This is a genomic window from Fibrobacter sp. (assembly GCF_017545445.1).
In the GTDB taxonomy this organism is placed as follows: Bacteria; Fibrobacterota; Fibrobacteria; order Fibrobacterales; family Fibrobacteraceae; genus Fibrobacter.
Genome location: NZ_JAFWOM010000090.1, coordinates 29,043 through 49,423, shown reverse-complemented (window position 1 = coordinate 49,423; position 20,381 = coordinate 29,043). Strand labels below are relative to the sequence as shown.

The window sequence follows — 20,381 nt, the reverse complement described above, 5'->3', positions numbered from 1 at the left end:
TTGTATTCACCGCACTGGCAGAGGACCTTGTTCGTTTCGCCGTTGAAGGCGTTCACGGCGCCGATGAGCATGTTGTTCGAAATGTTTTCGAGGTGACCGCGGTAGTTGAGCCACGGACCTGCCATAGAAATGTGGTCGGTAGTGCACTTGCCCTTGGCCTTGATGAGGAGCGGGGCGCCCACGATGTCCTTGCCGTCCCAGGCGGCGAACGGTGCGAGGGCCTGCAGGCGCTTGCTTTCGGGGTTGATGGAAACGGTAATCTTGGAACCGTCTTCGGCCGGAGCCTGGTTGCCGGCGTCCTTGACTTCGAAGCCCTTCGGCGGGAGTTCGCACTGTTCCGGCGGATCAAGCTTCACAGCCTTGCCTTCATTGTTCACGAGGGTGTCGGTCATCGGGTTGAAGCGGATGTCGCCGCTGAGAGCTGCAATCACGGCCATGAGCGGGCTAGCCACAAAGGCGTGCGTGTTCGGGTTGCCGTCGGCGCGCTTCGCGAAGTTGCGGTTAAAGCTGTGGACGATGGTGTTGAGTTCCTTTTTGTCGGCACCGGCACGGTCCCAGCGGCCAATGCAAGGACCGCAGGCGTTCGTCATGATGGTTGCACCGAACTGCTTGAACAAGTCGATGAGGCCGTCGCGTTCGGCGGTGTAGCGCACCTGTTCGGAACCCGGGTTGATGAGGAGCGGGCACTTCGGGGAAAGACCCTTGGCGAGAGCCTGCTTGATCATGTTCGCGGCCATGTAGAGGTCTTCGTAGCTGGAGTTCGTGCAAGAACCGATGAGGGCTGCGCTCACGACCGGCGTAGATTCTGGCTTGGTTTCGGTGGCCTTGAGGGATTCTGCCATGTCGGTCACGGCGAATGCACGGTCCGGGCTGAATGGGCCGTTGTAATGCGGAATGAGCGTGTTGAGGTCGATTTCTACAACGCGGTCAAAGTACTTTTCCGGTTCGGTTTCAACTTCCGGGTCGGCCTTGAGGTCGGCGGCAATCTTGTCGGCGGCATCGGCGACGTCGGCACGGCCTGTGGCGCGGAGGTAACGGCTCATGGAATCGTCGTAGCTGAAGGTGGAGCAGGTAGCGCCCACTTCGGCACCCATGTTGGCAATTGTTGCCTTGCCGGTAGCGGAGAGGCTGCGTGCGCCTTCGCCAAAGTATTCGATAATAGCGTTCGTGCCACCCTTAACAGTGAGGATGCCTGCGAGCTTGAGGATGATGTCCTTAGCCGTTGCAAAACCCTGGAGCTTGCCAGTGAGCTTCACACCGATCATCTTCGGGTACTTGAGTTCCCACGGGAGACCGACCATTGCATCGACAGCGTCTGCACCGCCCACGCCAATCGCGAGCATGCCGAGACCGCCTGCGTTCACGGTGTGGGAGTCGGTACCAATCATCATTCCGCCCGGGAAAGCATAGTTTTCGAGCACCACCTGGTGGATGATGCCTGCACCCGGGAGCCAGCAGTCAATGCCGTACTTGGCAGAGACGGACTGCAAGAAGTCGTACACTTCCTTGCTTTCTTCCTTGGCGCGCGGAAGGTCCTTTTCGACACCTTCGCGAGCAATAATCAAGTGGTCGCAGTGCACGGAACTCGGCACGGCCACGCGGGACTTGCCTGCAGTCGTGAACTGGAGGAGGGCCATCTGGGCAGTTGCGTCTTGCATGGCCACGCGGTCCGGATGGAATTCGGCAAAATCAGCGCCGCGCTTGTAGGTTCTGTTTTCTGCGCCATCGATCAGGTGGCTGTAGAGAATCTTCTCGGCGAGAGTGAGCGGGCGGCCAAGCTGCTTGCGGGCAACAGCGACGCGTGCAGGAATGCGAGCGTATGTGGCCTGGATCATGTCGAAATTAAAAAGCATAGGATAGGTTTTAGGTTATAGGTTTTAGGTTGTAGGATCGTTCTTAAGGAGTCATCCTGTGCCCTTCGGCAGGCTCAGGGTAAACGGGGGCGAAGAATCCTGTGAATTGATTCAATTGAAAAGATAGAAATTTTAGGTTAAAAGGGGGGAGGGTTCCCCCTCGCTCCAGCCTTGCCCTGTGTCATTCCGTGCGTACATTGTGTCACCCTGAGCGGAGTGCAAAGCACGGAGTCGAATGGGTCTAGGGCAAGTCTTACACGACCCCCACAGCGGGGGCCACCCCCGCAACGCCCCCGGATTGAAAGCTTTATTCTTTTATTTTTATCGTCTTAAAATCTCCGCCGCACGGGTATTGCTTGAGCCACTCGATAATTTGCTCTTTGGTGTGCTGCTCGGAACAGAGTTCGCGATACACTTTGGGGGCGAGTTCTTCTGGATCAAAGCCAAAGTTAAAAAGTGCCCAAAATCCTGTTCCAAAACCGGCTCCTATCGCAATGCTTGCAGGGAGGCTCCCTGTAAGTGTGCCCGCTAGAAGTGTTCCGAGTACGCCTTCTAAAATAGCGGTACCCCAAAGGTTTTTGCGTTCCATTTCTTGGCAATAGTCAATTGAATCTGCGGATACTTGGTACAACATTTTGCCATAATCCTGCTTGAGCCAAACGGTATTGTCTTTTTCATTGTAACAAATTCCCTTGGTGGTGCTTGCGGTAACGTTTTTAACGGGGTGGTATATGGTTGAAATCGTTTGAGTGGTGTCGCTGAAACGGAACCAGCGTCGTTTTATCGTGTGTAGTATATCTGTTGTGGTGAACGTGCTTGAATTTGTTAGCGAACTCGTCGTTTTAGAATCGTTTTTTTGTGCATCTGTGAACGTTGCTGTTTGGGGACTCTCAATCGTAGCTGTTTTCATGTTTTTCATTTTTTCAAGATTCTTTGCAGCCGCTTTCCTTATTTCGTCATTTCCGCCGAGTGAAAATGGCGAGGAAAATCCCCAAAAATCTATCGTTATTGCAAAACGGTTACGCTTTTCGTCGAGGTCTCTGCCATAACGCAGTTCAAATGACATTTTGCCTTTTTCTCCAATAGGGCCGGTTATGAAAAGTCCTCCGCCAACTTCTGTATAGAATTTAGGCTCAGGATACGGAATCCATAGCTTGCCGAGTCTGCCGCCATTGTCGATCTCGCGCCCGTTCCTTGACAAGTGTTGCGTAAAACCTAATTTCCATTTGTCGTTGATTGGTATCTGCTCGATAAGCATTCCTCCGCCGGAATATCGGGTGAAAAATGTGCTGGAATCGTGCATCGGTGCGTACAAAATAGCGAATGCGTTGCCCCATCCTGTGATGCCGAAGTACGGGGATGCAAAACCAGCTTGCACGATGGGGGTGAATGATTGCAGTCCGTATCCGAAAGTGAAGTAATTGCCGCTGATAAATCTTTCGAAGGATACGTCGCCCCACCATTCAGTGTTGTGACCGTCATCGTCATGAACGGCATTTTTTAGTTGCCCTGCGTAATATGCAAAACTGGCGCTGTTGAGAGCTTCGTTTCTTCCATAGCTGTCCATAAAAGCGGCTGCTGGAGGCGGACGCGTAATAGAGCTGCAACTAGCAAGGAATATCGCCAATGCGATTGCTAAAAAAGAACGTATCCAATGATTTAAGATATTTTTCATAGGAGTAAACTAAACGACAAAGACCAATAAATGACAGGATTTGTTTCTGTATGAAGCCCCATTTCGTATGAAATAATAGAGAAAAAGTGCTGCTTTTGGTTTGCTTCTTTCAGCAAAGGCAAATTTGAATAAGAGGCATATTCAAAACCGTAATAGAATATCCATTTATCTAATTTATAGCCTTTTGAAAATCGGGTCGCTGGATATTCTTTAAGATTTTCGCCGGCATTGATGATGTGCAATTGCCGTATTCCGGCGTGAGCGCCAAAGGCTAGACCGTGGTTGTTCATGAAAAACATGGTTCCGCCTCCTAAATTGAGCGAGCCGGAGATGTTGTTTGTACTGACCCCTGCGTCAAAGTTGTATGTGTAATAGACTTCGTTGCCTTTTCTAGTCCTGTTGTAGCCAAAGTAATGACCGAATGACAAGTCGTATGCGGCTCCAATGTATATGGGGCCGAGCCATTGCACGATGATGGGGGAGACTCCAATTTCTAACGGGATGGAGTAATGCATGGTCAAGAATAATCCGCCGCCAAACGTGTGACCGTACCAGTTCTCTGCTCCTTCGGTGTTTTCTGTTTTGGGCCACATGATGCTGTATAAGCTGATGTCAAGGCGGGCGTTGAAACCGCTGATTTTATCTTCACCGTATTCGCGGTCGCTTCGGCATAAGTCGGAATGCATTGTTGTTGGGCTTGAGGGTTCGCAGGCTCCAAGCGAGTTGCCGATTGTGAAAAGATACTCCGTGCCTGGTGCAATCTGCTTTGCTGCCATAGCTGGGGGCGCAAAGCTGGGGGCTAAAACGACATCGTCTTCAGCCCATGCGGTTACCCATGCAAAAATAATGACTAAAAGAATGATTTTACGCATAATGTTTTTCAGCTAAAGTCTAATAAAAAATAATAAGTCTTACGGTAAGGAACTGTAAATTATGACAAATGACTGATATTTGTACGATGAATGGTCTATTGTGAAGATGAATAGAAAAAGAGGCCGGATGGCCCGACCTCTTTTAAGAACCGTCATCCTGACCCTCGTAGAGGGGAAGGATCCAGTGCCGAATTCATATGCGTTGTCATTCCGGCCTTTTTGTCACCCCGGACTTGTTCCGTGGCGGAATCGCCTTACAAGGATTTCTTAGCGGAATATTGTTACTTGCCGGCGATTTCCTTGGCCTTCGCCTCGATTTCTTCAATGGCTTTTGCGCGGCCTTCGGCGGTGTCTGCGTTTGCAAGCACGATGTTCACGAAAACGGAACCCGCCACCACGGCATATACGTGTTTGCTAAGCACCTTGGACTGTTCGCCGTTGCGGATGCCAAAGCCGCCGAGCACCTTCGCGCCACCCTTACCGACGGTGTCGATAAAGTCGAGCGTCGCCTGGTCAATCGTGGTTTCGCTACCGGTTGTACCTGCGCGGAGGGCTGCATAGATGTACTTGAATCCTTTGGAAGCCATCGTTTCGAGACGTTCCTTCGTCATGCTCGGAGCGGCGACCGGGATGTTTTCGAGGCCGTGCTTCTTGCAAGCTTCGGTGAGGCCTTCGTCGCAGTCGAACGGAAGGTCGGGAATGATGCAGGCGGAAACGCCTGCGTCCTTGCACATTTTGACGAAGTTTTCGACGCCGGGGGTAAAAGCGAGGGAGCCGTAAGTCATGATGTAAATCGGCGTTTCAGGGTGGCGTTCGTGAATCTTCTTCACGACTTCGAGCCCTTGCTTGGTGGAGTAGCCTTTTTCGAGAGCGATGGTGGAGGCCGTCTGGATGGCGGGACCGTCCGCGCTCGGGTCGCTGAAGGCGAGCTGGATTTCAAGAATGTTCGCGCCTCCCTTCACGAGAGCGTCGGCGATAGCGATAGAAGTTTCTGCGTCCGGAAACCCGGCAATGAGGTGAGACATTAAATTCATAGTGACTAGTGGTTGGTGGTTAGTGATTAGATTTCTGTGATTAGTTGTTAGGAAATAAATTAAAAGTGGTTAGTGATTAGTGGTTGGTGGTTAGGATTGCTATAAGAACATTCCTTTTATATTCCTATTTATGGCCTAAACGCTTAACCGCTGCTTATTAATCACTAAATTCATCCCTGTTTACTGTTTACTAACCACTGTTTACTTATTCATTATCTCCGCGTCGTGGATGTCTTCGTTGTTGTCGAGGCGCTTGAGTTCTGCCTTCAGGAATTCTTTCCACTTTTCGGGGCGGAACACGGGGCTCGTGATAAAGATGTCCTTGTCGCCGCGGCCACTCATGTTGATGACGAGTGCCTTGTCCTTCGGGAGCTCCTTCGCAATCTTCATGGCGGCGGCACCGGCATGCGCGCTTTCGAGGGCGAACAAAATCCCTTCGTTACGGGCGAAGAACTTCACCGCTTCCAATGCTTCCTTGTCGAGAATCGCGGTGAATTCCACGCGGCCGGATTCACCGAGTGCGGCGAGCTGCGGGCCAATGCCCATGTAGTCGAGACCTGCCGAAATGGAGCGCGTCGGCATGGATTGACCGTCTTCGTCAATGAGGAAACGGCTCTTGTAACCCTGCACGATGCCTTCGCGGCTGGCGTTACCCGTCATGCGGGCTGCGTTTTCACCAACGTTCGGGCCTACGCCACCGGCTTCTGCACCAATCAAGCGAACGTTTTTGTCGTTGATGAACGGCGTAAACACGCCGATGGAGTTGCTACCGCCACCCACGCAAGCGACAACCGCGGCAATGTCGATGTTGCGTTCTGCGGCCTGGCGCTTCACTTCTTCGCCAATGATGGACTGGAAAGTGCGGACGATATCCGGGAATGGGGCTGGGCCGAGAGCGGAACCCAGCACGTAATGCGTGTTCTTGAAATTCGTGGCCCAGTCGCGCATGGCTTCGTTCACGGCGTCCTTGAGTGTGCGGCTACCGCTTGTGACCGGCACGACCTTGGCACCGTACATTTCCATGGTGGCAACGTTCGGTTGCTGACGGCGGACATCCACTTCGCCCATATAGACGACGCATTCGAGGCCGAGTTTTGCGCAAGCGGCGGCTGTAGCAAGCCCGTGCTGGCCGGCTCCTGTTTCAGCGATGATGCGGGTCTTGCCCATCTTCTTAGCAAGTAGGCACTGGCCGATAGCGTTGTTGATCTTGTGGGCGCCCGTGTTGGCGAGACCTTCCAGCTTGATGTAAATCTGTGCGCCGCCCAACAGTTCCGTTGCGGTCGGGGCAAAGTACAGCGGCGTTTCGCGGCCAATGTAGTCGCGCTGGATGATGCGGAGTTCTTCGAGAAATTCCGGATCGTGGATGTACTTGTTGAATGCCGCTTCGAGGTCGTCGAGCGGGCGGCGGATGATTTCGGCAACGTACTTGCCGCCGAACTTGTCAAAGAAACCGTTGTTAGAAGTTGTAGAGGTCATTGTTGTTCTGTCATCCTGAGCGATGGGCGGAGCCCGAAGTCGAAGGATCTAGTTAAGGGTTAAAGTCTCTATGCCTGCTGAGGCGCTGCGAGTCCAGAAACCAAAAAAATCGGCTTCCGGAGAGTCCCGAAAGCCTTTTACAAACACTTGATGAAATCAGCAAACCGGACTCTATTTCGTAGAGCCCCACCACCAACGGTTGAAACGGATTACTGCGTTCATCTTCATACTACAAATGTAGGAATGGAATTTTATTTTGGCAAGGGGTGGTTTTATTTTTTCTTGCCTTCGAGGTATTCCGTAATTTTGGGAACCATGAACGACTTGCGGCTTAACTTTGTGGCAGAGAAGTAAACACCTTCGCTGAAAAGTTCACCGAAAGCGCTTTCGGCAATTTCCTTGGCGGTGGTTTCGTTGCCGCTTGTGGCGTAAACGAGGGTATAAGAACCCGTTTCGATGAACGGCATTTCTTCTGCGGTTTCCGGATCCGGATTCGGGTCGTGACCATCAACCTTGGTGAAGAGAATGTCGCGCTTCTTTTCTTTGGCGATTTCGGGCATCACGGCGGCGAGACGTTTAAAGAAGTCGCTCTTGGTCGAATCGACATACCAGTCGTTGCTTGCGATTCCGATTTTGACGCCTTCAATTTCGTAATCCTTGTAGTCGGAGAGGAAAATTTCCTTGTCCGTCATGCCGTAGTAATCGTGCGACGCGTCGCTCATTTCGCGGGAGAGCTTGGCAACGCTATCGGGGGAAATCTTGAGCTGTTCGATAAGGCTTTTCCATGCAGACGAATCTAAAGCCGAGGATGCGACTTTGGTCAAGTTGCGCGTGTCAGAAAGGATGCCCGCCAAAAGAATCTTGGCCATTTCGTCGTCAATTTTGACGTCAGCCTTCTTGTAGAGATCCCAAATGATAGTGCAGGCGGAACCGATAATTTGACGGTTCACGTAAGTGTCGGAGGTGACTTTTTCGTCAAGGTCGCCAGGAACGTGATGGTCGATAATCTGGAGAATCTTAGCCTCTTTGACTCCTTCGACGGACTGTGCGGATTCGGCATGGTCGGTGAGGATGAGACGAGTGCCTGCTTTTACGGATTTCAACTCATCGGGGACTTTGATGCCGAATTTTTCGACGATGTAGGCGGTTTCACGGTTGATTGGGCTTACAATTTTGGCTACGGCGTTGTGGCCCAAGGCTCGCATGAGTGCCGCGTAGCTTAAAGCCGATGTGACTGCATCGACATCGGGAGTCTTGTGCCCGATGACGAACGTGGTGTCGGTTCCCCAGTCCAAGGCGTTGATGGTGTTTTTGAATTCGTCTCCTTCGTTGTTAGAGTCCGAAGAAGTGCTGTCACCGCAAGCGCAAAAAAGAGCGCCCGAGAGACAAAGGGATAAGATGTTGTTGAAGAGAGTTTGTTTATTCATATTACAAAAATAGTTTATTTTTGTTACGTAGTTGACAAAATAATGTAAATTTATTTTGATAAATGAAATTTCTGAGGTTACGTGTTATGAAATAATTACATTTTCTTGATGATTTCGGTAATCATCGGCACCACATGCGTTTTGCGGTTCAATGGCGTTTGGGAAAAGCAGATCCCTTCTGTGATTGATTTTCCGAAGGCGGTTTCGGCGATTTTCTTTGCGAAATCCGCATTTGTGCCGTTGCCGTAATAGAGAATGTAAGATGCTGTCGTTAGAACAAGTTTGCCTTTTTCAGTTGGTTCTGCGGCTAGAGTGGGCGAGTCTATCTTTGCAAAAAGCATGTCGCGTCTCTTATCCTGTGCGATTTCGGGCATCACTGCTAATTGTTTTTTGAAAAAGTCGTTTTGCGTGGCGTAGTCGCTCCAATCGCTACTCGCAATTCCAATATTGAAACCTTCGATTTCGTAATCTTTGTAATTGTCGAGGAAAATTTCTTTGTCTGTCATGCCACTGTAATCGAGTGTGGCGGCGGACATCTCTTGATAAAGACTTTGTACGCTATCGAGTGATAAATGGAGTTGCTTTGCGAGTTCGTTCAAAACGATGATGTCGATGCTTGTCGTATTTACTTTGGTCAAATTCTTCGTGTCCGAGAGGACTCCGGCGAACAAGACGCGTGCTGCGTTATCGTCAATCTTGAATCCAGCTTCTTGGTAAAGGAGCCAAACGAGAGTGCAAGTCGCGCCTATGAGTTCTCGCCGCACGTAAGGTTTTGGCGAAATCGTATCGATGTTTCCTGGCGTGTGGTGGTCGATGATTTGGAGAATCTTTGCCTCTCTCGCCCCATCGACGGACTGTGCAAATTCGGCGTGGTCGGTGAGAATCAGGCGAGTCCCGGGTTCGACGGATTTCATCAGCTCTGGGAGCTCAAAGCCGAGGCGTTTTGCGATAAAGGCTGTTTCGCGATTGACGGGGCTGGATACTTTTGCAACGGCGTTATGCCCCAAGGTCCGCATGAGGGCGGCATAGCTTAACGACGAGGCGACCGCATCGACATCGGGAGTTTTATGGCCGAATACGTAAGTTGTGCCTTTTCCCCAGTCCATAGCTGCGATGCTTTCGGTAAATTCAAAGTTTCTCTTGCAATCGGATATGGTTGCAGCCGAGATTTTTTCGCAGGAACAAAGAGTAGCGTCCATGAAGTTTCCTCAAAAGCTTTGTTATACCGTTTGGCTGTTAATAGACTTGTTCGTTCGTCATCCTGAACGACGTGATATAGAATTGTTGCCAATTTATTGGCTTACAATTCTTAGGTTCGTAGGAGCAGGATCCAGTTATTTCTTGTATTGCAAATTTGAGATTTGACTGGACTGACGTAAAAATACCAATTTTTTGCTGCTAGTGGAAAAATAAAAAAGACTTCCGGTATGTTCCGGAAGCCATATTTGCAAACACTTGATGAAACCAGTAAATCCGTTCCGTTTTACGGGAACCCCTCCCGCAAGCGGTCTGAGTGGATTACCGATTTCACCTTTACGTATATCAATATATACTGTAACTCGTTGTCTGTCAATAGATTAATGAAATATTTATGTAATAAAATTTTAACTTCTGAGAACTGTAGAGGCGTTGAGTCAATCCAGACATCTTGTAAATGTTGTTACAACATTATCTTAGCGTTAATGGTAATTGTTTTAAGCATCAATGGTTTGAAAAAAAATTATGCACAACTTTGTTTTGGGGGAGCTTGTTTTGTAATTTGCTGATACGAACAATTTAAACTATTCTAAAAAGGAGTATAATATGAGGAAACTTTTGTTCGCAATTCCGCTTTCCATTGGGATGGCTCTCTTTACGGCCTGTGGCAGCGATTCAGGCTCTTCTGCTGGTGGTGGCGGCGGCGGTGATGGCTTGCCGGCGGCGGGCTGTAACTTTGCCAAGACAGATAACGTATGGAAGTTTAAATATTCTTCGTACCAGTTTGTTGAAGAATACACTTGGGTGGATGCCACGACTGTGGAATACAAGAGCTATACGAAAAATTACCACAACGACAAGGATGACAAAACGATGACGAATCAAAATAGGGATGAACTTTTTGAATTCGTTATGAACCAATGCACGTCTTTGCAGGAAATGTAATCCGTTTTTATTGGACAACACATAAAAATAAGGCTTCCGAAATTTCGGAAGCCATTTTGCTAAACACTTGATGAAACCTGCAAATCCGTTCCGTTTTACGGGAACCCCTCCCGCAAGCGGTTTGAGTGGATTGCCGATTTCACCTTTACATTTAACAATATACATCGTAACTCGTTGTCTGTCAATAGGTTAGTAAAGTTTTATTGTAAATTTTTTATTGCGCTTGGTAGGCTGCTCCGCTGCTACAATATAATATCATCCGATAAAAACCAACGGAAAATGGTGCTACGGAAAAGAGTGATTGTTCTTGATAAACTATAAAAAAGTCTCTCCTTGGCGGAGAGACTATTTTCATTTTGCGGCTTTGTGAATGTTATTTCACGGCGGAAATTGCCGCAAACAGCGCTCGCATCTTGTCGTGATTCTTGATGCCGGGGGCGTCTTCCACGCCGCTTGAAACGTCAATGAGTTCGGGGTGGAACTTTTCGCAGATTGTCGCGACGTTTTCGGGATTGATGCCGCCTGCAAGCCACAGCGGAATGTCGCCTGCTTTTTCGCGGAGGAGCGATTCAGGGATTGTCTTGCCTGTGCCGCCGGGAATGCCTTCGACTTTTGCATCGAGGAGAACGCGGGGTTCGCCATTTTTGCGGAGGGTGGCCACTTGTTCGAAGTCGGAATCTTCGCCAACGCGGGCCGCGCAGTAGTGCGGAATGGCTGCATTGAGATTGCTTCGCACTTCGTGCTCGCAATGACATGCAAGGTTCGATTGCGCGGGAGCTTGCTCACGCATAAGAGAACCGCCGTCGTTATGGCTCACAGAGCAATGACATGCAAGGTTCGATTGCGCGGGAGCAATCCCGTGGAATTGTACTGCGTCGAGGATGCCTTCGCGGGCGAGCTTGATGGCGGTTTGGCCTTCTTCGGAATTGGGGTCGGTAATCACACCGACGAGTAGTGGTTCGACAGGCTCACCAACCTTATTTAGGTCCCTGAGCTTGTCGAAGGGCTCAGGATGACACATACGGATTTTTGCAGCGAAGTTTCGAACGAATTCTTCGGTGGTGAGGCGTTTGGTTTTGCTGAACACGAATCCAAGCATGTCAGCGCCGAGTTCTGCGGCAAGGAGACCGTCTTCTTCGCGGGTGATGCCGCAGATTTTGACAAGCGGATGAGGCCGCACGTTCCCTTCGGCAAGCTCAGGGAACTTAGCGGACAATCTTTTGGCATCACGGCGTTCGGCGTATTCCTTCCAGAATTTGCCGCATGCGTTTTCGCATCCGCCTTCGAACGAACTCACAACGTCTTTTGCGAGCGGCGGATTCTTGGCGACAGCTTCACCGACGAGGATGCCGGTAAATCCGAGGCTGCGGGCATAGGTGGCATCGGCGCCGCTGTGGATGCCCGATTCAAAGACGGCTTTGGCGGGGAGCTTGTTGCGGATTCCTGCCGGAACTAGCGGATCGGTATGGAATGTGGCGAGGTCACGTGAATTGACTCCAGCGACGATGGTCTTGGCAGCACCTTCGCCGAGTGCGTCTGTCACGAGTTTAAGCTTTCGCAAGTCGTCTGTTTCACGGACTTCGACAAATGCTTGCATGTCAAAACTTTGGGCGCGTTTGGCCATCTTAATTAACAGTTCGTCATTCAAAATGCGGGCGATGAGCAAAACTGCGTCGGCACCGCAGCGGTAGGCGATGTCGATTTCATCTTCGTACAAGAGGAAATCCTTGCGGAGCACCGCGCATGCGTGTTGTCCTTGCTTGCGTCTCCGCTCCATCAAATCTGCCACTGCAATCAAATCGCGCAGTGAACCTTTGAAAAAGTTCATTTCGGTAAGCACCGAAACGGCTTGCGCATGAGCTTCGGCGTACGTGTTCGCTAAATCCACCGGGTCCAAATCGGGAGCGATATCGCCTTTGGAGGGCGATGCCCGCTTGACTTCGAGAATCGCCCCTGCGTTACCGAGGAATTCCGTATGACCGACGCGGCGTGCTTTCGGGATTTCTATGCCGAAATTCAATCCGAGTCGTTCGATATCTTCGCGACGCATCCGTACGATTTTAGCCAAAATGTCTTCACTCATACTTTTTCCTTTTCTTCGGTTCGGGGGGAGCATCACAAAATTAGGTAAATCCGTTTAAAAAAAGTCCAATTCGATTAATTTTTTATTTGAATGAGTGGACAATTAAAAAAAATTTTAATAGATTTGGTTGCAGTTGAGCGTTCCCCGTGTGGGGGTGCAAACATTTCACAATATAAAAAAGGATCCAATAATGGCTCTCAAACTCGGTATCAATGGTTTCGGTCGTATCGGCCGTATGGTGTTCCGCGCTGCTGTGGAAAACTTCTCTAACGACATTCAGGTTGTCGGTATCAATGACCTCCTCTCTGTTGACTATCTCGCTTACATGCTCAAGTACGACTCCGTTCATGGCGCATTCAAGCACGAAGTTTCCTTCGAAGATGGCGAAAAGAAGTACCTCATCGTTGATGGCAACAAGATCCAGATCTTCGCTGAACGTGATCCGCTGAACATCACTTGGGGTGCTCTCGGTGTTGACGTCGTCGTCGAATCCACTGGCTTCTTCCTGACCGACGAACTCGCTCGCAAGCACATCACCGCTGGTGCCAAGAAGGTCATCATGTCTGCTCCGTCCAAGGATGCAACTCCGATGTTCGTCTATGGCGTGAACGACAAGACCTATGCTGGCCAGGACATCATCTCTAACGCTTCCTGCACCACGAACTGCTTGGCTCCGATGTCCAAGGTTCTCCACGAAAAGTTCGGCATCAAGCGCGGCCTCATGACCACCGTTCATGCTGCAACTGCTACTCAGAAGACCGTTGACGGCCCGTCCATGAAGGACTGGCGCGGTGGCCGTGGCATCCTCGAAAACATCATCCCGTCTTCTACGGGTGCTGCAAAGGCTGTGGGCAAGGTTCTTCCGGAACTCAATGGCAAGCTCACTGGTATGTCTCTCCGCGTTCCGACTTCTGACGTGTCCTTCGTTGACCTCACTGCAGAACTCGAAAAGCCGGCTACCTATGCTGAAATCTGCGCTGCTATGAAGGAAGCTTCTGAAGGCGAACTCAAGGGCATCCTCGGTTACACCGAAGAAACTCTCGTTTCTACGGACTTCCGCAACGACGCTCGCACTTCCATCTTCGACGTCAAGGCTGGCATCCAGCTCGACCCGACCTTCGTGAAGGTTTGCGCATGGTACGATAACGAATGGGGCTACAGCAACAAGGTTTGCGAAATGGCCCGCGTGATCACCAAGTAAGATTTTTAAATAGTGTTAGTGGTGCGGGCGCAACAGCCTAAAAGCAAATAGATTCCCGCACCTCCGCTAGAAAATCTTTTGGACCTCGTCTTGATGACGGGGTTCTTTTTTTTGCGCCGAAGGCGCAGTAGGCAGTAGGAAGTAGACAGTAGGAAGGATTGGGGCTTTCTGGGGTTGTTATCCCGAATCCTAGCTTCTCGTCATTCAGAATCCCGTAGGGATGAGGAATCCAGTTATGTCTAGAATTTACTGGATCCTTCACATTCGTTCAGGATGACGAGCCTAAAAGTTTCCCTCTTTCGTCTCTCGTCTCTCGTCTAGTCCCTAACCACTAACCACTTCTTTCAAAAAATCTGCTTTCAACTTTGAAAGTAGTGTCGCGGCTTCGCGTTTTTGCTTACGCTCTTTGCGATTACGCAGTAGTGTTGGAATAACGCTTGGGTGGTGGAGTGCAAACGGCAAGGATGCTTCTAATCCGAATGCTTTGGATAAAATAATTGCGGTGGAGTTGAGGTCTAGCATTCCTGCGAGATCGTACGCATTTTCTTTGCTGATGTTCCCCGCAATGGCTTCAGCATCGTCGTTTGTTGCTTGAGCTACTAAGTAGGGTACAGAGAACATCTTGCCGCCGGCATGCATCATGCGGAGCGTGTAGTCCGCGAGCCTTGCGTTTTCCGGGAGTGTCGTGTCGAATCCGCCAGTGCGCTGGATGATGCGTCTCGAAAAAACGGCGAGGTACGGGTGCGGTGCTGCGACATAACGCAATGGCGCGTTCTCGTCGATCTCTACAAAGCCGGAACCTTTCAGCGGTCGTTTCAGCAGATACCCGCTAAGAAATTTTCTTTTGCCTGTGCTGGCGGGAGTTTTGGGGCTGTTGGGTGATTGTGTGCGAATCCTCGGGGCGAACGCATCGACCATCGGAAAACTATCCGTGACGTCTGCAACGTTATTCAAAAAATCACGGTCTATCTTGATGCTCGGGTGCGCAAAAACGACCCATTCCCCTTCAATTTCGTTTAAATGCTTGTTCCAATCGTTTGTAAAGAACCAGCCGAGTTCGGCGTCCGTGAATGGTGGTTGGATTTTGTTCCGGTGCTGTTCGTCGCTTTCGTCAAAGCTCTCGCTAAAAACAAAAACATCGAACTGCCGCATCGCTTATCTCGAAATGTTAAAATTCAACGCGGAGACCGAGCCTATGTTCGTAGCCTAAGCTTTCGGCAAGGTAGGAGAACGCGTAATCAAAAGCGAACAGGCTAGAGGTGTAGCCAAGGCCAAGGCTGAATAAGCGGCTTTCGTTTGTCTCGTCCGGCCTGCTTGCTGAGGAAGCAAGACTCTTGATGTCACGGGAGAGGTCAAGCCATGTGCGTGTAAAACCTCCGCGGATGCGGAAAAATTCGCCAAGAGCATATTCGGCGCCGAGGTTCAAGTCTGGTTCTGCGTAACGTGGAAAGTCTGTTTCGGCAAACAAAGTCAAACGCGGAACGCTGCGAGGCTTGAGGAATCCGCCAAAGGCGAACGTCTGCGATGGTGTGTAAAACTTGTCTGCGTTATTCTTGACATAACCGCGGAGCATGGCACCGAAATCTCTTGCTACAAACGAAAAACCATAGTTTTTTGTGTCGGACATCCAAGTCAAGCCCCAGTCAAATGCCGCTGCCATGGCCGTTTGGTCTCCGCTTTCGTCGGTCAAGAAGTCCGAGGCAAATTTGATGGTTGCACCGAAGCGGATGTGCTTCATCGGGAATGCTACGGTAGCGGTTGCAAGCTGGCTGTACGGATTGTACTCTTTGCCGGTGGGTTCTCCTAGCTCGTTATAACCTTCGATAGTGCCGACGGAACTCCAGTTGTACGAAACTTGTACGATGTATTTGTCGAACTGTGTCGTGTATGAGAGCGTTCCCACGTTGCCTGCGAATTCGCCAGTTTGCCAGTGGAATGCAGCGACGCGTTTTTTATCGCTCGCGATGGTGACTGCTGCAGGGTTCAATTGCGTGATGGTCGGATCGGTGGAGGGTAGTGCCGCTGCTGATTTTTCAAGTGCCGCATTGCGGGGGCTGTCAAAAGTAGATAAAAATGAAAAAGCTTCTTTTCCTGCATCGTGTTTAGTAAAATAGCCAAGTTCTGCTGCCGAACACGTAAGAGCGCACATTGCAATTGCTGAAAGTTTTTTCATTAAATCCATGATGCAAATTTATAAAAAAATTAATGACTTTTTTGAGTATAACATGTAGGATAGGTAATTTTTGATGTGCCGTTTTCATTTTTTTTATTTATTACGTGCTTTAATACCTTTACAACAAGAAAAAGATTTACTATATTTGGACTTGCTCGGGCTACTAGCTCAGTTGGTAGAGCAACGCCCTTTTAAGGCGTGGGTCGAAGGTTCGAGCCCTTCGTAGCTCAGTAATCGGTTCCGTTTATCGGAGCCGATTTTTTTTATATTGCTTTCTAACCGCTAGCAACAAACGACTCAACTGGAGTTTATGCAATGGTTCCTTTTTTGGACTTGAAACGATTGAACGAACCGTACAATGACGTGCTGCGTCAGGCCGCGATAGATGTCGCGGATTCGGGGTGGTTTATTCGTGGGCGGTACGGAGAGCGTTTTGAGCAGGCGTTTGCGGAATATTGCGGCGTTAAATATGCGGTCGGTGTTGGGAACGGTCTGGATGCTTTGACGCTTATGCTGCGTGCATCGATGGAACTGGGGCGCTTGCATGCGGGCGATGAAATTCTGGTGCCGTCGAATACGTATATCGCGACGATTCTTGCCGTGAGCGCTGTTGGACTCAAGCCTGTTCTTGTGGAACCTGCCGAGAATTTCAACATGGATCCGAAGCGGTTGAAAAATGCTTGCAGTGCGAAAACTCGCGGTATCTTGGTGGTTCATTTGTACGGGCGACTGTGTGCGATGGATGAAATTTGCGAGTTCGCCAATTCACATGGAATGCTCCTTTTTGAAGATTGCGCTCAAGCTCATGGGGCGCGTCTTTGTGATGGTCGTTCTGCGGGGACGTTTGGTTCTGCGGCTGCATTTAGCTTTTACCCGACAAAAAATTTGGGAGCGCTTGGCGATGCCGGAATGGTATTGACGAACGATATGGATGTCGCAAACGTCGTCCGCGCCCTTGGCAATTACGGCTCCGAGCAGAAGTATGTGAATAAATTTAAAGGAGTGAATTCTCGTTTGGACGAAATGCAAGCCGCATTGTTGCTTGCGAAACTTCCGCATTTGGACGAATCGAATGAACGCCGTCGTAAAATTGCGGAGCGTTATTGCCGCGAAATCACGAATTCGAAGGTCTTGCTGCCAGAGCTTCCGGGATCGCCGTCGGAGCATGTCTGGCATGTGTTTATAATCCGCTTAAAGAGTGAAAATGATCGCGACGACCTGCAAAGGTTCTTGGAAAAACGCGGTGTTGGAACGCTTATTCATTACCCGATTCCTCCGCATTTGCAAGTGGCTTACGCTGGGGAATTTGGCGGCGAGTACCCTGTTGCAGAAGCGATGGCAAAGACGATTTTGAGCATTCCCATGAGCCCTGTGCTTACAGACGATGATGTGTCCGAAGTCATTGGAGCAATCAATGCGTTTTAAAGAACAGTCTTGTCTTTGGGCGCAACTTTTTCTTACACGTCATTGCGAGGAACGAAGCAGAGCCTGCCACGAGCAAAGCGTGGTGGAAGCAATCTATGAAGCAATCTATACATGGTGAAATTTGATGAAGTCTGATTCTGTACATTTTGGAAAAGTGTTTTTGGGGTCTGGAATGGTGACGTTCTTGAACGCCTTGCGTGTGTTCGTTGTAAATAAATTGCTTGCTGTTTATCTTTCGCCTACGGTGTTTGCGTGCGTTGGGCAGTTTATGAACTTCATGACGATGGGGCAGGCGACCTCTTCGCTTGCTCTCCAGAATGGCTGGGTGAGCCTTTCTGCTCAGAACAAGAACAATCTTGAACAACTGCGTGGCGTTTGGCGCGGCGGCTTTCGTTTGACGACGTTTGCGAGCATTGGAACTTTTGCAGTGGCCCTTGTCCTTTGCTTTACGGTTCCGTTGGAGACGTTTTTCCCTGAAATTCATCCGCTTTGGGTAAAGACGGCAATCTTATTTGCGTTGCCGGGCGTGTTTGCCACGAACATTATTACGATTACGTCGTCTGTGATTAACGGGCTGGGACATTACCGCAGATGGGCTATCATCAACATGGTGGCGTCATTGTGGCAAATGCTTTGGGTGGCGTTCTTTCTTTATACGGAACGGCTGAGTGTCCTTTCTATTGTGGCCACGCAGTCCATTGTTGCGGGAATTTTTGCCTTGCAAATTGCGTCACGAGCTGGATTTAGTTTGAAAGAAATCCGCAAAACCGCACTTGATATCCGCTCTCCGTGGTTTTCGTATGCGTTGATGGGAATTGTTCCGATGGTCTTGACCCCTGTGGTGCTCACATTCATGCGTGTGACTGTAGGGGAAAATTTGGGCTGGAACGCGGCTGGCATCTGGCAGGGCATTTGGAAAATTTCTGATTTTCTGACGGCATTCTTTTCGGCGATTCTCGGCGTCATTATTTTACCTAAAGTTTCTTCGGCCATGACGAAGTCGGAATTCTGGAGCTTGTTCCGCCCGATTTTCGTCAAAACGATGATGCTTGCGTTTGTGGCGGTTGCAATACTTTACTTTGGGCGTTCGCTTCTTGTCGCGGTGATGCTCTCGTCGTCGTATGCGGGCGCTGCCGATTACATACCGTTGCAGCTATTGGGAGACTTTTTCCGCGTGGGCGGTTGGGCTCTTGGGCTTGTGCTTATTGCACGGCGTGAAACGAAAAAATTCTTGACGCTCGAAATTTGTTCGCAATGCGTCCTTGCGGGTGGCACTTACATCTTTGTGAAACTGTACGAATTTAATGGGCCGATGATGGCGTATGCCGTTGAAAACTTCCTCACGCTTGTGGCTTCGCTCATAATCGTGAGCCGTTTGAAATGGGGACCGTTGGGCGATCGATGATTTGGCGACGGATGCGTGATGAACGTTTCTTTTGAAAAAAATTTAAATTGTTAGAACATGACACCGAAAGTTTCTGTTATCATTGCAAGTTACAATCACGAACCGTATGTCGAAAAGGCGGTGCGTTCCGTGATGTCGCAGACTGGCATTGATTTTGAATTGATTGTCGTCGATGACGGTAGCAAAGACCGTTCCCCGGAAATTTTGAAACGCTTGTCGCTAGAACTTGGTTTCGCTTACGTCCATCGTCCGAATAAAGGGGCGACGGCAACATTTGCAGAAGCGCTTTCGATGGCCAGTGGAAAATACGTCTGTTCGTTCTCGTCGGATGATATCATGCCGCCAGAACGTCTTAAAAAACAGAGCGACTTCTTAGACCAGCACCCGAATGCGGTGGCGTGCTTTGGCCAAGTCGTTCCGCTGTACGAAGGCGACAAAGTTGGGACGGAAATGGATGCGCGTTACCTCCGCAGCGTGCCGCAGGTATCGTTCGAGGAATCGTTCTTGGGCTTAAAGGCATTGCATGGCTGTGCCGAAATGTTCATGCGTGAAAAAATTCTTGCGATTGGCGGCTACGACATGCGGTATTTTTTCGAAGATTATCCGCTTTACCTCAAAATACTTTATCAGTACGGACCGCAACCGGTATCGCCTGATTTTGTTTGCTGTTATTACCGCGAACACGGCGACAATTTGCATGTGAATCACGACCGCATTTACCGTGAAATTTTGCGTATCTTGGCGGACAATTATAGCACGCACCCGCTGTACAAAAAAGCGGTTCAAGCGTGGAAAGCGAATTGGTTTTCTGCCGTGGCGGCCCAGAGCAAATTAGATGCTCTTCGCCTCATTCCAAAAGTTATTACCCTTTCGCCCCGTTTTTGGCTCCGCCTACCCAAGTTGCTTATTCCGCGGAAATTGCTGAAGTACTAAAGGTTCGGATAAATAGTCTTTAAAACGGTAGGCTCTCGTCTATAATCTAGGAACTCTGACTTTGTCGCCTGCGTTCAGGTGTTCTAGCATGACTCCCGGATTGACGGACTGCAACGAAGATAGCACGTAAAAGCGGGGGAGGTTCTGCGTACCGGCACCGTAAGTCCTGCGGAGCAGCTTGAACAAGTCTTCTCCATCGTTGACGGTGACGACCTTGTAAAGACTTTTGTTCGACGGGTCGGACTGGAGTGCCGAGAGTGCGTTCGAAAACTTGGCAACGAAATTCTCGGCGGAATGGTTGGACTTGCTTTCTTGCGAGTTCTTAGCGACGGACTTGTCGTTTTTAGGCTTTTGGGAATCGCTCTTCGAGTGCACGTTTTTGGAACTGTTCGGTTTTCCGGTGACGGATGGCGGCAATTTGAAAATGGGCGCCTTGGATGCGTTCATCTTGAGGCTTACGTCGGCGGAATCCTTGCCCTTTTTGACGGGTTCGAGTGCCAGAATGGAGTCCAATGAGGCAATATAGTTGCTGTCCGGCCATTCTTCGAGGACCATTTTCTTGTTAACTTGGATTATTTTAATGGTCGGATGGTCGTTTCCGCAGGCTAAAAGCAAAAAACAGGATAATGTACAGAGCAACAATAAAGATTTCATGCTATAAAAATACTAAAAATGAGGTTGC

At 49.7% G+C, this 20,381-nt stretch carries 16 protein-coding genes and 1 tRNA gene; 6 read left to right on the top strand and 11 right to left on the bottom strand.

Annotation, left to right across the window (positions count from 1 at the left end; genetic code table 11):
• From IKG78_RS10710 to IKG78_RS10680, 7 genes are all read right to left on the bottom strand, one after another.
• On the bottom strand, window positions 1-1,853 hold a 1,853-nt coding region (locus IKG78_RS10710; protein WP_290943207.1), incomplete at its 3' end, for an aconitate hydratase.
• A 307-nt stretch (window positions 1,854-2,160) separates the two neighbouring features.
• Window positions 2,161-3,528, bottom strand: coding sequence for a hypothetical protein (locus tag IKG78_RS10705; RefSeq protein WP_290943205.1), 1,368 nt, complete (start codon window positions 3,526-3,528; stop codon window positions 2,161-2,163).
• Window positions 3,525-4,400 carry a hypothetical protein gene (locus tag IKG78_RS10700; protein ID WP_290943203.1) on the bottom strand — a complete coding sequence of 292 codons (876 nt, stop codon included), beginning with the start codon at window positions 4,398-4,400 and terminating at the stop codon, window positions 3,525-3,527. The genes IKG78_RS10705 and IKG78_RS10700 overlap by 4 nt, the downstream gene beginning before the upstream one ends.
• Window positions 4,401-4,681: 281 nt before the next feature.
• Entirely contained in the window at window positions 4,682-5,434 is a 753-nt protein-coding gene (trpA, locus tag IKG78_RS10695) for a tryptophan synthase subunit alpha (RefSeq protein WP_290943201.1), read from the bottom strand.
• A gap of 201 nt (window positions 5,435-5,635) precedes the next feature.
• Window positions 5,636-6,910, bottom strand: coding sequence for a tryptophan synthase subunit beta (trpB, locus tag IKG78_RS10690; RefSeq protein WP_290943198.1), 1,275 nt, complete (start codon window positions 6,908-6,910; stop codon window positions 5,636-5,638).
• 272 nt (window positions 6,911-7,182) lie between these two features.
• On the bottom strand, window positions 7,183-8,337 hold the full coding sequence (locus IKG78_RS10685; RefSeq protein WP_290943196.1) for a DHH family phosphoesterase: 1,155 nt from the start codon (window positions 8,335-8,337) through the stop codon (window positions 7,183-7,185).
• A gap of 95 nt (window positions 8,338-8,432) precedes the next feature.
• Window positions 8,433-9,536: a DHH family phosphoesterase gene (locus tag IKG78_RS10680; protein ID WP_290943194.1), complete on the bottom strand. Its 1,104-nt coding sequence runs from the start codon at window positions 9,534-9,536 to the stop codon at window positions 8,433-8,435.
• 604 nt (window positions 9,537-10,140) lie between these two features.
• Between IKG78_RS10680 and IKG78_RS10675 the strand changes: the two genes are divergently transcribed.
• The gene (locus IKG78_RS10675) at window positions 10,141-10,479 is read left to right on the top strand and encodes a hypothetical protein (protein ID WP_290943192.1); all 339 of its coding nucleotides are present in this window, start codon (window positions 10,141-10,143) and stop codon (window positions 10,477-10,479) included.
• A gap of 373 nt (window positions 10,480-10,852) precedes the next feature.
• Here IKG78_RS10675 and IKG78_RS10670 read toward each other — a convergent pair whose 3' ends face one another.
• Window positions 10,853-12,562 (bottom strand): bifunctional indole-3-glycerol phosphate synthase/phosphoribosylanthranilate isomerase, encoded by a 1,710-nt coding sequence (locus tag IKG78_RS10670; protein WP_290943190.1) that lies wholly within the window; start codon window positions 12,560-12,562, stop codon window positions 10,853-10,855.
• Between the two features lie 190 nt (window positions 12,563-12,752).
• Here IKG78_RS10670 and gap point away from each other — a divergent pair, with 190 nt between their 5' ends.
• The gene (gene gap, locus IKG78_RS10665) at window positions 12,753-13,763 is read left to right on the top strand and encodes a type I glyceraldehyde-3-phosphate dehydrogenase (protein WP_290943188.1); all 1,011 of its coding nucleotides are present in this window, start codon (window positions 12,753-12,755) and stop codon (window positions 13,761-13,763) included.
• A gap of 324 nt (window positions 13,764-14,087) precedes the next feature.
• Here the strand turns inward: gap and IKG78_RS10660 are convergent, their stop codons facing one another.
• Window positions 14,088-14,915 (bottom strand): hypothetical protein, encoded by an 828-nt coding sequence (locus IKG78_RS10660; protein WP_290943186.1) that lies wholly within the window; start codon window positions 14,913-14,915, stop codon window positions 14,088-14,090.
• Window positions 14,916-14,931: 16 nt separating this feature from the next.
• Window positions 14,932-15,936: a hypothetical protein gene (locus tag IKG78_RS10655; protein ID WP_290943184.1), complete on the bottom strand. Its 1,005-nt coding sequence runs from the start codon at window positions 15,934-15,936 to the stop codon at window positions 14,932-14,934.
• 157 nt (window positions 15,937-16,093) lie between these two features.
• Between IKG78_RS10655 and IKG78_RS10650 the strand changes: the two genes are divergently transcribed.
• The 4 genes from IKG78_RS10650 to IKG78_RS10635 all read left to right on the top strand — a co-directional run bounded on the left by IKG78_RS10650 (window position 16,094) and on the right by IKG78_RS10635 (window position 19,699).
• Window positions 16,094-16,166: transfer RNA gene (locus tag IKG78_RS10650), tRNA-Lys, on the top strand.
• Window positions 16,167-16,251: 85 nt separating this feature from the next.
• Complete coding sequence (locus tag IKG78_RS10645; RefSeq protein WP_290943182.1) at window positions 16,252-17,361, top strand: DegT/DnrJ/EryC1/StrS family aminotransferase; 1,110 nt, start codon at window positions 16,252-16,254, stop codon at window positions 17,359-17,361.
• 124 nt (window positions 17,362-17,485) lie between these two features.
• Window positions 17,486-18,766: an O-antigen translocase gene (locus tag IKG78_RS10640; RefSeq protein WP_290943180.1), complete on the top strand. Its 1,281-nt coding sequence runs from the start codon at window positions 17,486-17,488 to the stop codon at window positions 18,764-18,766.
• Window positions 18,767-18,823: 57 nt separating this feature from the next.
• Window positions 18,824-19,699, top strand: a complete 876-nt coding sequence (locus tag IKG78_RS10635; protein WP_290943178.1) for a glycosyltransferase family 2 protein — start codon at window positions 18,824-18,826, stop codon at window positions 19,697-19,699.
• A 39-nt stretch (window positions 19,700-19,738) separates the two neighbouring features.
• Here the strand turns inward: IKG78_RS10635 and IKG78_RS10630 are convergent, their stop codons facing one another.
• The gene (locus IKG78_RS10630) at window positions 19,739-20,353 is read right to left on the bottom strand and encodes a hypothetical protein (protein ID WP_290943176.1); all 615 of its coding nucleotides are present in this window, start codon (window positions 20,351-20,353) and stop codon (window positions 19,739-19,741) included.
• Window positions 20,354-20,381 lie beyond the last annotated feature (28 nt).

What these genes read in the sequence shown, in the direction of transcription:
- IKG78_RS10705 (WP_290943205.1), bottom strand. Translation starts at nt 3,528, where the DNA reads ATGAAAAATATCTTAAATCATTGGATACGTTCTTTTTTAGCAATCGCA.
- IKG78_RS10700 (WP_290943203.1), bottom strand. Translation starts at nt 4,400, where the DNA reads ATGCGTAAAATCATTCTTTTAGTCATTATTTTTGCATGGGTAACCGCA.
- trpA (WP_290943201.1), bottom strand. Translation starts at nt 5,434, where the DNA reads ATGAATTTAATGTCTCACCTCATTGCCGGGTTTCCGGACGCAGAAACT.
- trpB (WP_290943198.1), bottom strand. Translation starts at nt 6,910, where the DNA reads ATGACCTCTACAACTTCTAACAACGGTTTCTTTGACAAGTTCGGCGGC.
- IKG78_RS10685 (WP_290943196.1), bottom strand. Translation starts at nt 8,337, where the DNA reads ATGAATAAACAAACTCTCTTCAACAACATCTTATCCCTTTGTCTCTCG.
- IKG78_RS10680 (WP_290943194.1), bottom strand. Translation starts at nt 9,536, where the DNA reads ATGGACGCTACTCTTTGTTCCTGCGAAAAAATCTCGGCTGCAACCATA.
- IKG78_RS10675 (WP_290943192.1), top strand. Translation starts at nt 10,141, where the DNA reads ATGAGGAAACTTTTGTTCGCAATTCCGCTTTCCATTGGGATGGCTCTC.
- IKG78_RS10670 (WP_290943190.1), bottom strand. Translation starts at nt 12,562, where the DNA reads ATGAGTGAAGACATTTTGGCTAAAATCGTACGGATGCGTCGCGAAGAT.
- gap (WP_290943188.1), top strand. Translation starts at nt 12,753, where the DNA reads ATGGCTCTCAAACTCGGTATCAATGGTTTCGGTCGTATCGGCCGTATG.
- IKG78_RS10660 (WP_290943186.1), bottom strand. Translation starts at nt 14,915, where the DNA reads ATGCGGCAGTTCGATGTTTTTGTTTTTAGCGAGAGCTTTGACGAAAGC.
- IKG78_RS10655 (WP_290943184.1), bottom strand. Translation starts at nt 15,936, where the DNA reads ATGAAAAAACTTTCAGCAATTGCAATGTGCGCTCTTACGTGTTCGGCA.
- IKG78_RS10645 (WP_290943182.1), top strand. Translation starts at nt 16,252, where the DNA reads ATGGTTCCTTTTTTGGACTTGAAACGATTGAACGAACCGTACAATGAC.
- IKG78_RS10640 (WP_290943180.1), top strand. Translation starts at nt 17,486, where the DNA reads ATGAAGTCTGATTCTGTACATTTTGGAAAAGTGTTTTTGGGGTCTGGA.
- IKG78_RS10635 (WP_290943178.1), top strand. Translation starts at nt 18,824, where the DNA reads ATGACACCGAAAGTTTCTGTTATCATTGCAAGTTACAATCACGAACCG.
- IKG78_RS10630 (WP_290943176.1), bottom strand. Translation starts at nt 20,353, where the DNA reads ATGAAATCTTTATTGTTGCTCTGTACATTATCCTGTTTTTTGCTTTTA.